This is a genomic window from Blastomonas sp. RAC04, assembly GCF_001713435.1.
In the GTDB taxonomy this organism is placed as follows: domain Bacteria; phylum Pseudomonadota; class Alphaproteobacteria; order Sphingomonadales; family Sphingomonadaceae; genus Blastomonas; species Blastomonas fulva.
Genome location: NZ_CP016460.1, coordinates 1,819,663 through 1,832,793, shown reverse-complemented (window position 1 = coordinate 1,832,793; position 13,131 = coordinate 1,819,663). Strand labels below are relative to the sequence as shown.

The following is a 13,131-nucleotide window of genomic DNA, read 5'->3' as shown; positions in this document are numbered from 1 at the left end:
TTCTCAGAATCCTGCGCGCAGGGTCAGTTGGACCTGACGGCGCTCTCCAAAGAATACCGCGCGGAAATCGCCGCCGGTGAAATAGGTCTCGTCAAACAGGTTCTTCACATTGAGCGCGGCTTCGAACGGGCCGAAATCGTGACGCACCGCTGCGTCGAACACGGTGAAGGCGGGGAGGATGTCGAGCGCATCATTGGCCCGGCGCTCGCCGACATGGCGCACCCCAATGCTGCCTTCACTTCTTGTCAGTCCCACGGCATCGCCCAGCAGCGTCAGGAACATGCTTGCCGAGTTTTTGGGGACATTGAGCGAGGTCAGGCCGACATCACCATTGTTGCTAGCCCGCACCTTGGCATCGAGATAGGTATAGCCCGCCTGCACAATCAGCGCCTCGCCGATCCGTCCACTGAGCTCGATCTCCGCCCCCTTGTGCCGCTGCGCGCCGATCAGCACGCTGAAGCCGGGATTGGCGGGATCGCCATTGACGATGTTGGTCTGGTCGATCTGGAAGATCGCCGCCTGCGCCGACAGCCGCTTATCGGAAGATTGCCAGCGCAGACCAGCTTCGATCTGCTCGCCCTGCGAGGGCGGCGGAGTTTGCCCATTGGTGAGCGGATCGAACCCGAACTGTGGCTCGAAAGATTGGCTATAGCTAAGGTAGGGCGAAAACCCGGCGTCGCTGACATACATCACCGCCGCGTTGAAGCTGGTATCGCTGTCGTCCTGCGTGCGGGTGGTTCCGGCGAGCACATCGGTGCTGCTGGTGTCCGAGTCCGACTGGCGCACCCCAGCGACCACGATAAACCGCTCTGCGACCTTCGCCCGATATTGGGCGTAAAGGCCAACCTGCTTCAAGGCGACGTCAGCCGAGAAGAACGGCCCCAACTGCACAGGAGCGATGCCATAGACAGGCGCGTTGGGGTTGATCGGCGCCAGGCCGAACAGCTCGCCCGAATTGCGATCGGTGAAGTCCTGATAGTCGATACCGATCATCACCCGGTGTTCGATGTTGCCGGTGCCAAACACAGCTTCAAGCTGGTTGTCGGTCGAGAGCATCTTGCGATCGCCGATGTATTCGAACCCACGGCGGGTAATGCTTGTCGGTGTTGAGCCCCCGCGCGGCGCCTGAACGATCGGGCCTTCAATGCTGAGATCGCTGTATCTGAGGCGCGAGCGGAACTGGATCGCGTCGCTGAACCGGTGCGAGAACTGGTAACCGATCTGGACCTGTTCCGACGTCAGCCGATCAAGATCGGGCTCGCCCAGAAACAGCGAACGCCGGATCGGCCCGGCGGCGCTCGGCTGCAAGGTGCCCAACAGAGGCACGCCGATGGTGCGGTCGTAATCATCGCGCTGATAGAGCGCGAGCAGCGTCAGCTTGGTCGCATCGCTCGGCTGCCATGTGACGCTGGGCGCCACGAAGATCCGCTCGGCCCCGACGAAGTCCTGCGTGTCCCCGCGCGAGGCGTAGACAATCGGCGCGCGCGCAGACAACGTGCCGCTTTCGTTAAGCGCCCCGCCAATATCGGCAGTGAGGCGATAAAAGTCGTCGGTACCGATGGTCGCGGTGAAATCGGCGACCCGCTCAGGCGAAGCGACGCGGCTCGTCATGTTGACCACACCGCCCGGCGCGATCTGTCCGAACAGCACGGATGCCGGCCCCTTCACAACCTCGATCGAGGCGAGCCCGCCCGGCTCCTGCTGCTGAAGGTAGCTCGGATCAAGCCGCAGACCATCGCGGAACTGATAACGCGATTGATTGAAGCCTCGTACAAGGAATTCATCGAAACCCGAGCGCCCGGCAAGTTCGGCTTGCACCGAAGGCACGTAACGCAGGATTTCCTCGACGCTGGTGGCGTTCTGGCGCTCGAACGCGTCTTGCATAATGACGGTGATGTTCTGCGGAGTCTCGGCCAGCGGAACGTCGAGCTTGGCGATCGCAGTGGCGGTAACGACAATGTCGGCCGCATTGTCTTGATCTGCTTTGCTGCCTTCCTGAGCTTGCAGCGCCGTCGGCACCGCAGAGATAACCGCAGCCAAAATGATTATCTTCACGTCTTTCATTGACCCCCTGCGCTTCCTGACAATGCCAATTGATATGTTACACCATTACATTTAGCAACGCTTATGTTCAAAATTCTGCTGACCCATCGATGGCTTTCACTTGTGCTGGGGCTGCCGATGGCTCTCGTCGCATTGACTGGTATGCCACTGGCTCTGTGGGAAGAGGCCGATGCCATTTTCGCACCAAACTTCTATCCGTCCACGCCTGCAAGCGCGAAGGGCGTCGCCGATCGCGCCATCTCCGTGGTCAAAGCCCGGCACCCCGGCATAGCGCTGGATTTCATCTATTTTCCGCGCGCCTCCTCTGCGATGCACGTCGGCGGAACGACCAGTTCTGGCGAGCAGATCGAGGTGGCGGTTGACGGATCTGGCCAGCTGATCCTTGGCACGCGAAGCCACAGCGCCAGCACGATCGGCCAGATCCATGCATTCCACTCCGAATTCTTCGCGGGCGATGCCGGGCGATGGCTCATGCTCGCATTGGCATGGGTGCTGTTCGTCTCAACCGCCACGGGGGTGTGGATGTGGCTGGTGCAGCGGCGGCTTGGGCGAGCCTCGCTGGAAATGATCCGCACCCCGAGCAGAGCCAAAGTGCTTCACAACGTAATTGGCATCTGGTCATCCGGGCTGTTGCTTACGATGGCTCTGACGACGATCGTGCTGACCTGGCCGGACCAACCGGGAACGCTAGCGCATGTTCATACCCGCCACTCACCGACTGCACCGATGGCAGGGAGGATAGCCCATGCCGTCGAAATTCACGCTGGCACGATGAAGCTCCGCAGCATTTCGCTTCGTGCCCCACCTGACGCGCCGGCTCGCGCAATTGTCGAAAACTCAGCCGGGATCATGCGCATCATGATGGTCGACATCGAAGGAGGGGCCGTCATCGCCGAGCGGCCGCTGGCGGTGACCTCGACCGATGCATTTGCGCGAGGATTGCATGGCGGGTCTGCCTTTGGGCATGCAGGGCGTTGGTTCATGGCTGGCGCGAGCCTCTTACCCATAACATTGTTCTTGACCGGCCTTTCGATGTTCACGCGAAGGAGGTGCCGAAAGCGACGATGAAAACCGATCCATCGCATGCGACACACCAGACCCATTCCGCAGTGACCAGATGGGGGTCGCTTGCTGAACGGCAGCAATTGGGAAGCGCTCCCGCAAAAAGCCGCCAATCGGGAGGCGATCACCACAGTGTCGGCTTTTGGTGAAGTCGGGCATCTTCAAGGCGGTTTAGAAAGGGCAGAAATGTCCCACGAACGGGCATTCGCATTCGGCAGCAGTCGACCCAGACCCAGTCGTACACGACAGCCACGATGAATGTCCGGTTCTGCCAAAAGGGGCCGTTTGGGGCGGCGCTAAGCGACGAGTTGGTTCTGTGCTCCAATTTCATGTCATCAGGCCGACTGCCGACCAGAAGCTTTAAAGCAGATATCACTGAACACATCACCTGGTTAATCAATGACGGTGCCCTGGCACGTCATCATTCCTTTCGCGGTGAGTTGCGCGCGCCTGACGCGGGGGCATTCCGAAGGTGTTCGTGTGCCAGCGTGTGAATGCACCGATCGAGCCATAACCGAGCATCTCGGCGACGTCGGTGATCCTCATCCTGTGGTTCGCCAGATATTGAACCGCAAGCTGCATGCGCGCGCTATTCAGAAGCAGGCTGAAGCTGGTCTGTTCAGCATCAAGCAGCCGCTGCAACGTGCGAACCGTCAGCCCCATGGCTGCCGCGCAGCCGTGGATGGTGGCGCGGCCGGAGGGCAGCAGCAGCTGGATCAGTTGACTGACGTCTTGCGTCGCTGACCGGCTTGCAGGACTCATCACCGCGTCAAGCAACTGCCGCGCGTGCGCTGCAAGCTGATCATCGGCCTTCAGATTAGGTCGATCGAGATCAGCGGCAGCAATAACGATGCCGTTGAATTCCGAGTTGAACTGCGGCCGGCAATTGAACACGCGGAGGAACACCGCACTCTCGGACGTCCGAGGTGAATCGTGCGATAAACAGACAGTAAGCGGTGCCCATAAATCACCAAGAACGCTCCGGCACAATCGGGCGAGCACGCCGAGCGCGAGATTGGTGGACTGGCGAGATGGCTCAGGGCGACGTAACTGAAAATCCTCGCGCAGGATCACGTCGCTCCCATGCTCGTCACAGTGCAGCACCAACGTCGAATTGATCCGCGAGCGGAACTCCTGAAGCGTATGTAATGCGGTTCGAAGCGTGGACTGGTGCGCGATCAGCAGGCTTGTGGCCCCCAGGTTGGCGAGCGAACGGCATTCCGCCATTCGCAGGCCGAGCGTGAGGCAACCCGTCTCGGCGGCGCTGCGCTCCAGCAGCCGGATCGCTGCCTGGACGGGGATCAGCCTTTCCGGGTTCACGAGAAGGTCGCCGGTGAGCCCCTGCTCGCGCAGCAATGGGCGTGGATCGACCGCGAAACCTGCCATTGTTTCGAGATACCCGGTCAACGCTGCGACCCGGACAAGCTCCGCCATGCCTCTGCTCTCCCATCGCGCCAGCTGACGTGGCGTCGAATGTGAAAACAATGTCACCAAATGTGAAAAATGCCAACCCGAAACGCCCTACCGCTCAGGCTAACAACAATGGGAGAGGATGCTATGGCTCAGGCCGTCCGCTTTTACGAGACTGGAGGTCCAGAGGTCTTGCGCCTGGAGGATGTCGCGGTCGGCGATCCCGGTCCGGGCGAGGTGCGCATTCGCCATGCAGCGGTAGGCTGCAACTTTGCCGACACCTATTTCCGCTCCGGCTATTATCCTGTGCAGCCACCATGCGGCATCGGTGTCGAAGGCGCGGGCACGATTGTCGCGGTGGGCGAAGGCGTGACGGCTTTCGCCAAAGGTGACAGGGTCGCCTACAACGGCAGCCCATTAGGTGCGTACAGCACTGAACGGGTGATGCCCGCCGCTCCGCTGTTCAAGCTGCCTGGCGGGATTTCCTTCGAGACGGCGGCAGCCTCGACGATGCGCGGGCTGTCTGCAACCTATTGGCTGACCAAGGCCAATCCGATGATGAAGCCGGGCGACACCATCCTGCTCCACGCCGCTGCGGGCGGCGTTGGGCTGCTCGCCGTGCAACTCGCCAAGCTGCTTGGCCTGCGGGTGATCGGGACCGTCTCGAACGAAGCGAAGGCCGAAGCCGCTCGCGCAGCCGGATGCGACGACATCATTTTCTACCGTCGAGAGGATGTTGCCGAGCGGGTCAAGGCGCTGACCGACGGTGCGGGCGTAACCACCGTGTTCGATAGCGTGGGCAAGGATACGTTCGATGGGTCTCTGAAATCCCTGAAGCGGCGCGGGATGCTGGTTGCCTGCGGCACCGCGTCTGGTCCGTTTCCCCCGGTCGATGCCTTTCAGCTGATGCTGCAAGGTTCGGTCTATTTCACGCGCCCCGCCTTTGCAGATTATTATGCCGATCCGATCGAACGCGCCGAACTGGCCAGCCTCTGGTTCGACCATCTCTCGGCAGGCCGGATCAGGGTCGAAATTGGCCAGCGGTACCGCCTTGAACAGTGCGTTGACGCCCACCGCGATCTTGAAGCGGGCCGCACGATCGGCTCGTCGATCTTCGTGATTTGACCGGAGGCAGGCCCATGCGCATTGAAAAGCTCACCACCCATATCGGTGCCGAACTGATCGACATCAGCCTTGCGGATGCGGCGCGCGACGATGGGTTGTTTGCCGAAATTCGGGCTGCACTGCTGGAACACAAAGTGCTGTTCCTGCGCAATCAGGACGTTGATCGGTCGGACCATGTTGCCTTCGCTGAGCGTTTCGGGTCGCTTGAAGACCATCCGGTGGCCGGGAGCGATCCCGATTACCCTGGTCTGGTCAGGATCTACAAGGACGAGAATTCGCCACCTGACTACTACGAAAACGCCTGGCACTGCGACGCGACGTGGCGCGATGCCCCCCCCATGGGGTGCGTGCTGCGTTGCGTCGCTTGTCCGCCGGTGGGTGGCGACACGATGTGGGCAAATATGGCGAAAGCCTATGCCGACCTGCCCGAACATGTGAAACAGACCATCGCGCCCCTTAAAGCGCGCCATTCGATCGAGGCCTCTTTCGGTGCCCGCATGAGCGAGGTGGATCGGCACGCGCTGAAAGCCCGCTTCCCCGATGCAGAACACCCGGTGGTGCGCACGCATCCCGAAACGGGTGAAAAAGTTCTGTTCGTGAACGGATTCACGACTCACTTCACCAATTATCATACGGCTGACAACGTGCGTTACGGGCAGGACCACGCCCCTGGTGGCGCCTACCTGCTGCAATATCTGATCGGCCGCGCCGCCATTCCCGAATATCAGGTGCGCTGGCGCTGGCAGCCAGGCTCGGTCGCCATCTGGGACAACCGTTCCACCCAGCACTACGCCGTAATGGATTACGCCCCGACCGTGCGGCGCATGGAACGCGCAGGGATCATCGGCGACCGACCCTATTGAACTTGACCGGAAAACAGCCTCCCAAGGAGATACGCGATGCAATTCCTCGACGATAGCCTGCTGCCTCAGAACCAGGACAAGCTGGTGATCACCGTTGCACCTTATGGCCCCGAATGGGCGCCGGAGGACTTTCCCGAAGACATCCCGGTAACGATGGAAGAGCAGGTCCAGAAGGCCGTGGATTGCTATAATGCGGGTGCCACCGTGCTGCACCTCCATTGCCGTGAGCTCGATGGTCATGGTTCCAAGCGTCTTTCGATGTTCAACGAGATGATCGACCATATCCGCTCGCGTGTGCCGGAGATGATCATCCAGGTCGGCGGGTCGATTTCCTTCGCGCCGGAAGGCGAGGAGGATGGTGCCGAGGCCAAATGGCTTTCCGACGAGGTTCGCCACATGCTGGCCGAGCTGACGCCCGCCCCAGAGCAGGTCACCATCGCGGTCAACACCACGCAGATGAACATCATGGACCTGATGGATGAAGCGGAATACGGGCAGACCACGCTCGCCAATCCGGCGCTGTATCAGGCCTATCGCGAGATGGTCGTGCCGGCCGGTCCCCAATGGGTCGAAGAACATCTGCGTCGCCTGACGGGTGCAGGCATCCAGCCGCACTTTCAGCTGACCTGTATGCCCGATATGGAAACGGTCGAGCGCCTCATTCGCCGAGGTCACTACAAGGGCCCGCTCAACCTCACCTGGGTTGGTATCGGCGGCGGTTTCGACGGCCCGAACCCTGCCAACTTCATGGAATTCATCCGCCGCGCACCTGATGGCTCGACAGTGACGCTTGAGAGCGTGATGGGCAATGTGCTGCCGATCAACACGATTGCCATCGCGCTGGGCATGCATACCCGCTGCGGGATCGAGGACACGATCTACGATCCGCACGGCAACAAGATGGGCTCGGTCGCGCAGATCGAGCAGCTGGTGCGGATCAGCCGCGAGTTGGGCCGGGAAGTCGCCAACGGCGACGAGGCCCGCGCCATCTACAAGATCGGCACGCAATACAATTCGACCGAGGAAACGCTGGCGCGTCTCGGCATGGCACCCAATCGCGAGCGCGGTCAGCTGGCCATTCCGATCCGCGAGGTGGCATGACCGTCACCGTCCTTTTCGTGCCGGGTCTGCGCGATCATGTTGCCGATCACTGGCAGACTCATGCCGCAAATGCCCTGCCCGGATCGATCACGGTCGAGCCGATCCAGCAGGACCGGCTGAGCCTTGCCGCGCGGGTCAACGCGCTTGACGCGGCACTGCATGCGATCTCGGGGGAGGTCGCGCTTGCCGCGCACAGCGCCGGCTGCCTGATGGTCGCGGCCTGGGCGGCTCATCCGACCCGCCCAATCAGGGGTGCGTTGCTCGCTACACCGGCGGATGTCGAGAGCCCGTTGCCCGAAGGCTATCCAACGCTTGATGAACTGTCCGCCAATGGCTGGTGCCCGATCGCACGCAAGCTCTTGCCCTTTCCCTCGATTGTTGCCGCCAGCCATGATGATCCGCTGGCCAGCTTCGAACGGGTCTCTGGGCTCGCAATAGACTGGGGGGGCGAGCTGTTCGACGCTGGCAACGTGGGCCACCTCAACCCGCCTTCGGGTTTCGGCAAGTGGCGAGAAGCCTTGCCATTGATCAACCGGCTCGCGGCGCGCTAACCCGCCGCCTGGAGACAAACGCATGGCTGGTCCGATCAATCTCGATGCCCATGCAGAAGGGCCGGCAAGAGCAACGGTCTATAGCTGGATCGTGTTCGCGCTCACCTTCGGGCTGTTGATTTCGGACTATATGGCCCGGCAGGTTCTCAATGCGGTGTTTCCGCTGCTCAAGGCGGAATGGCAGTTGAGCGATGCACAACTTGGCCTACTCTCCGGCATCGTGGCGGTGATGGTCGGGCTGCTTACGTTCCCGCTCTCGTTGGCAGCCGACCGGTGGGGGCGCGCGCGGAGCCTTGCGCTGATGGCGATCGTCTGGAGCCTTGCGACATTGTTCTGCGCAAGGGCCGCGAACTTCGAGCAAATGCTATTGGGTCGTGCTCTGGTCGGCGTCGGTGAAGCGGCCTACGGGTCGGTTGGCATCGCCGTCGTGATCAGCGTATTTCCGCAGCGCCTGCGGGCGACGTTGGCAGCTGCCTTCATGGCAGGCGGCCTGTTCGGACAAGTGCTTGGAGTAGCGGTTGGCGGGACCGTCGCGGCCAGCCATGGCTGGCGCTCAGCCTTCATGCTGATCGGGCTGGTAGGGCTGGTACTCGGCGTGCTTTACCCGATGCTGGTGCGAGAGACGCGCGTGCGGCTACTGGCAGGGTTGGGGCAGGTCGATGACGGATCATCCGATTCCAAGGCTGCGGCGCCACTCAAAGCTCTGGTCGCCAGCCGCTCGGTTCGCCTCGCCTATCTCGGCAGCGGATTGCAGCTCTTCGCTGCCGGGGCCATGCCCGCATGGCTGCCAAGCTTCCTGAACCGCAATTACGGGTTTGCATTGGACCGCGCCGGGCAGGTGGCCGCGCTGCTGTTGCTGGCCTGTGGGACGGGAATGATCGTGTGCGGGATGCTGAGCGATCGCCTTTCGCGCGACCGACCCGAACACAAGATCAATCTCGCGATCGGCTATTGCATCGGCACGGCCGCGTGTTTGACAGTCGCTTTTTCGCTGACGCCGGGCACGGCGCAACTCTTCCTGATTGCCTGCGCGATGTTCTTGGTGGCCGGCACGGTGGGCCCCACGGGTGCGATGGTGGCCAATCTTACTCCGCTCGCCATTCACGGATCAGCTTTTGCGACCCTGACACTGGCGAACAATCTCATTGGCCTTGCCCCCGGACCGATCCTCACTGGCAGACTTGCAGATGTGATAGGCCTGGCATCGGCATTTCGCTTCCTGCCTCTACCCTGCATCGCCGCAGGGATCGTCTTCGCCTTGATGCGCCGCAGCTATCTGGCTGATCTGGAACGACGCCAGGCGCTCTCGGCCTGATCACGTGACACAGTTTTTCGAACGCGCCAGCACGCTGGCCCCCGGGGTTGCAGTTTCACTGGTGTTGGCCCTGGCGGCTACGTTCCTGTCGGAGCATTACGCGGCCCCTGTGATGCTATTCGCCCTGCTTTTGGGATTGGGGTTCAACTTTCTCGTCGACATTGGCAAGACGCGGCCGGGGATCGAATTCTCCGCCAGGGCGCTGCTGCGGATCGGAATTGCTTTGCTTGGATTGCGCATTGGTGCGAGTCAGATTGCCGCGCTGGGGTGGCAGCCTGTGCTCATGGTTGTCCTGCTGGTCGCAGCGTTGATCGTCGGGTCGATCGTGCTGGCGCGGGCGATGGGCTTCAATCCTCTGTTTGGCTTTCTATCCGGCGGGGCAACTGCCATCTGCGGCGCCTCCGCTGCGATGGCGATCGCCGCATCGCTGCCCGCGCACGAACGCAAGGACCAGGCGATGCTGTTCACCGTCATCGTGGTGTCAGTGCTATCGACCGTTGCGATGATCGCATACCCGCTTGTGGCTGACCTTGCAGGCCTTACCGATCGGCAAGCCGGGATCTTCCTTGGCGCGACCATCCACGATGTGGCCCAGGTCGTCGGCGCTGGGTATGCGATCTCGCCCGAGGCAGGCGATACGGCGGTGATCGTCAAGCTGGTGCGGGTCGCCATGCTGCTTCCTGTCATCATGGTGGCAGGACAGATCACCCGGCACGACGCAACGGCAGGGTCGGAAAGACCACCGTTGTTGCCATGGTTCGTCGTGGCTTTTGCGATACTGGTCATCGTCAACAGCCTGCTGGCGTTGCCTTCTGCCGTCACTGCCGGAGCAGGCGAACTCTCGCGCTGGTGCCTCGTGATCAGCCTGGCAGCTATCGGCATGAAGACACGTCCGGGTGATCTCGTGAAGGTGGGGATCAAGCCTGTTGTTCTTATGCTTGTCCAAACGGTGCTCCTGGCGGGTATCACCATGGCGGTCATCAAATTGGGTTGGCTGTGACACGAATTGCAAAATTGCTGTCACCAAATGTGAAATATCGGACCGGATCACGCACTATCACCAATCCCAATAAACGAGAGGATGGGAGACTGAAATGGGCCTAGGACACCTTCGCCGGTGCGTGAGCGCGCTTGCGATCATCGCGGCATCTGCAACCGCCGCACATGCCCAGGAGAGTGCCGCGCAAGACGGCGCTGCGATTGATGGCGAGATCATCGTGACTGCACAGAAGCGCGCCGAAAACGTGCAGGACGTGCCGATCTCAATCGTCGCCATCAGCGGGGAAGGCCTTGCACAGGCGAACGTCCTCACCGTGCTGGACCTTGGGCAGGTCGCACCCAACTTCCAGTCGGTGCGCTCCTCAAACACCGGATCGACACGGCTTGGCATTCGCGGCGTGGGATCGCTTGCCAATACCCTGATCGAGCCCAGCGTGGCCGTCTTCATGGACGGAGTCTATGTGCCCCGCTCCGGCTCGATCCTCGGTGCTTTTCTCGACATCGAAAGCGTGGAAGTGCTGCGCGGCCCACAGGGCACGTTGTTCGGGCGCAATGCCAGCGTTGGCGCACTATCCCTGCGCGCTGCCAAGCCGAAGGACGAGTTCAGCGGGGAGGTGTCTGCGGAATTCGGTTCCTTCGATCGCTACCGCATCCAGGGGCATGTGAACGTCCCGTTGACCGACAATGTCGCCATGCGCCTTGCCGGCATGGCCCAATGGTTCGATGGGCCATGGTTCAACCGGCTCGATGGCAAGAACTACGGGGGCTCCGACGACGTCTCGCTGCGGGGCACCATCAGGGCCGACCTTGGCAATTTCGAATGGATCGTGCGCGGGGATTACACCCGCCTCAAAGGCGATGGGGTCGCCAATTTCGATTTTGACCCCGCGTCGGTCAGCCCGGCACGTCTGGACTTCATCCGCGCCGCCTTCAACGGCGGTCCCGACACCAACCTGCGCGACAGGGTGATGAACCAGTTCATCGCGCAGGGACTGGTTGACGAGAACTGGGGCATCGCGAGCGAGGAATCGCTCGACCTTGGTGGCAGCACCTTGCGGATGATCAACAGCTACCGTGTATGGACCAATGACCAGCTCGACGGCGACATCATCTACTTCCCTGTCAGCCTTGCCTCGCGGCGGAGCCTGTTCGATTCGAAAAGTCACAACCACGAGTTGCAGTTCATCTCGCCAGAAAAGGAATGGTTTGGCGGCGCGTTCGACATGGTGGCCGGTCTCTATTATTTCGAGGAGGATTTCGGTCTCGGCGAACAGCTCAATCTCGGCACAAGCTTCTGTGGCGTTCTGGTTCCCGCAGGTCCTGGGCGAACCGCTTGCAGCAGCTTCGTGGCGAACACCGGCGGCATCGCCGCGACCGATCAGGACGTGTTCCAGAACGTCAAGAGCTTCGCAATCTACGGCCAGGGTAACGTCCATCTCAGCGACAAGTTGACGCTGACGCTCGGCGGCCGCTGGACGAAGGACCGCAAGCGGGGAACCTACGCTCAGGCTTCCAGTCCCTTTACCCAGACGCTGCGCGCCACCGAACGTCTGACGTTCCCCGGCATCAACGAAGACCGCTTCACCTACCGCGCCAGCCTGAACTACATGCCGACCGATGACGTGCTGCTGTTTGCGAATATCTCGACCGGTTACAAATCGGGTGGATACAATTCCGGTGGTGGCACGCCGTCGCTTTCGGTGGTCGATGCCAATGGCAACCTTGTTTCGACCCGCCGCCTCTTCGACCGCGAGACCGTGACCAACTACGAGATTGGCGCAAAGACCAGCTGGTTTGACCGCCTGTTGACCGCCAATGCCACGCTGTTCCGCATGGATATTGACGGCTTTCAGGACCGCGCCTTTGATGGCGTAAGCTTCATTGTCCGCAATGCCGGAGCCTTGCGCCAGCAGGGGCTTGAACTGGATCTCAGGCTCGCGCCCAGCAGGGATTTCTCGATTTCCGGTTCGGTCGCCTATCTCGACTCCGAGTTTACCGATTTTGCCAACGCCTCCAACCTTCCGGGCCTCCCCGGAACACAGGTGCTAAACGGCAAGCCCAACACATTCTCACCCAAATGGTCGGGCAATGTGGCGGTCGATTGGGGCACGGACATAGGGTCGAGCGGCATGCGGCTGAACGTGAACAGCAACCTGTTCTTCACATCCAGCCAGTTTGTCGGCACCGTGAACGATGCCAACCCGCAATCGCGCGCGCCTGGCTATGCGCTGTTAGGCGGACGGATTTCGCTCGACGGCCCGGATGGACGTTGGACAGTCGCACTGTTTGCACGCAATCTGCTCGACAAGGCATACCGGCCGCTGTCGGTCTATCAGCCGCTGGGCGGGGCGCTGGGTCTCAGCAACACGGTGTTTCCGGGAAGTACGGCCAATCGCGTGATGGCCGGCGAGCCCCGAGCCTTCGGTGTATCGGCAACCTTGCGATTCTAGGCCGCGCACCGTGCCGACATTTCTGTTTGCGCGGAACATCTTGCCGCGGGCCCGCAGCACAAAGAGCAGGACGTCCGCTCCCGCCAACTGGCATGAATGGACGTCCTGCAACCAATGATGTCGTTTGGGCTCGTTCATTGTGCTCAGTGAAGCGCCGGAACCGAATATCGCAAGCCGGTTTCATCAAGCAT

The 13,131-nt window shown here is 61.3% G+C and carries 10 protein-coding genes; 8 read left to right on the top strand and 2 right to left on the bottom strand.

The features are described from left to right. Positions 1-3: 3 nt before the first annotated feature. Complete coding sequence (locus BSY18_RS09575) at positions 4-2,055, bottom strand: TonB-dependent siderophore receptor (protein ID WP_171900202.1); 2,052 nt, start codon at positions 2,053-2,055, stop codon at positions 4-6. A 72-nt stretch (positions 2,056-2,127) separates the two neighbouring features. Here BSY18_RS09575 and BSY18_RS09570 point away from each other — a divergent pair, with 72 nt between their 5' ends. Then, the gene (locus BSY18_RS09570; protein WP_069050443.1) at positions 2,128-3,132 is read left to right on the top strand and encodes a PepSY-associated TM helix domain-containing protein; all 1,005 of its coding nucleotides are present in this window, start codon (positions 2,128-2,130) and stop codon (positions 3,130-3,132) included. Between the two features lie 390 nt (positions 3,133-3,522). On the opposite strand, the gene BSY18_RS09565 is transcribed toward BSY18_RS09570, so the two are convergent. Beyond that, positions 3,523-4,560 carry an AraC family transcriptional regulator gene (locus BSY18_RS09565; protein WP_069050442.1) on the bottom strand — a complete coding sequence of 346 codons (1,038 nt, stop codon included), beginning with the start codon at positions 4,558-4,560 and terminating at the stop codon, positions 3,523-3,525. A 123-nt stretch (positions 4,561-4,683) separates the two neighbouring features. Here BSY18_RS09565 and BSY18_RS09560 point away from each other — a divergent pair, with 123 nt between their 5' ends. The 7 genes from BSY18_RS09560 to BSY18_RS09530 all read left to right on the top strand — a co-directional run bounded on the left by BSY18_RS09560 (position 4,684) and on the right by BSY18_RS09530 (position 12,940). Beyond that, entirely contained in the window at positions 4,684-5,661 is a 978-nt protein-coding gene (locus tag BSY18_RS09560) for a quinone oxidoreductase family protein (protein WP_069050441.1), read from the top strand. Between the two features lie 14 nt (positions 5,662-5,675). Then, positions 5,676-6,524 carry a TauD/TfdA dioxygenase family protein gene (locus tag BSY18_RS09555; protein ID WP_069050440.1) on the top strand — a complete coding sequence of 283 codons (849 nt, stop codon included), beginning with the start codon at positions 5,676-5,678 and terminating at the stop codon, positions 6,522-6,524. 36 nt (positions 6,525-6,560) lie between these two features. After that, complete coding sequence (locus BSY18_RS09550) at positions 6,561-7,625, top strand: 3-keto-5-aminohexanoate cleavage protein (RefSeq protein WP_069050439.1); 1,065 nt, start codon at positions 6,561-6,563, stop codon at positions 7,623-7,625. Then, positions 7,622-8,176, top strand: a complete 555-nt coding sequence (locus BSY18_RS09545; protein ID WP_069050438.1) for an RBBP9/YdeN family alpha/beta hydrolase — start codon at positions 7,622-7,624, stop codon at positions 8,174-8,176. Before BSY18_RS09550 ends, BSY18_RS09545 begins: the two co-directional genes overlap by 4 nt. Before the next feature lie 22 nt (positions 8,177-8,198). Further along, entirely contained in the window at positions 8,199-9,491 is a 1,293-nt protein-coding gene (locus BSY18_RS09540) for an MFS transporter (RefSeq protein WP_069050437.1), read from the top strand. A gap of 4 nt (positions 9,492-9,495) precedes the next feature. After that, on the top strand, positions 9,496-10,491 hold the full coding sequence (locus BSY18_RS09535; protein WP_150126250.1) for a YeiH family protein: 996 nt from the start codon (positions 9,496-9,498) through the stop codon (positions 10,489-10,491). Positions 10,492-10,612: 121 nt separating this feature from the next. Next, a complete protein-coding gene (locus tag BSY18_RS09530) occupies positions 10,613-12,940 on the top strand; it encodes a TonB-dependent receptor (protein ID WP_069050435.1) in 2,328 nt (775 codons plus the stop codon). The last annotated feature ends 191 nt before the right edge of the window (positions 12,941-13,131 follow it).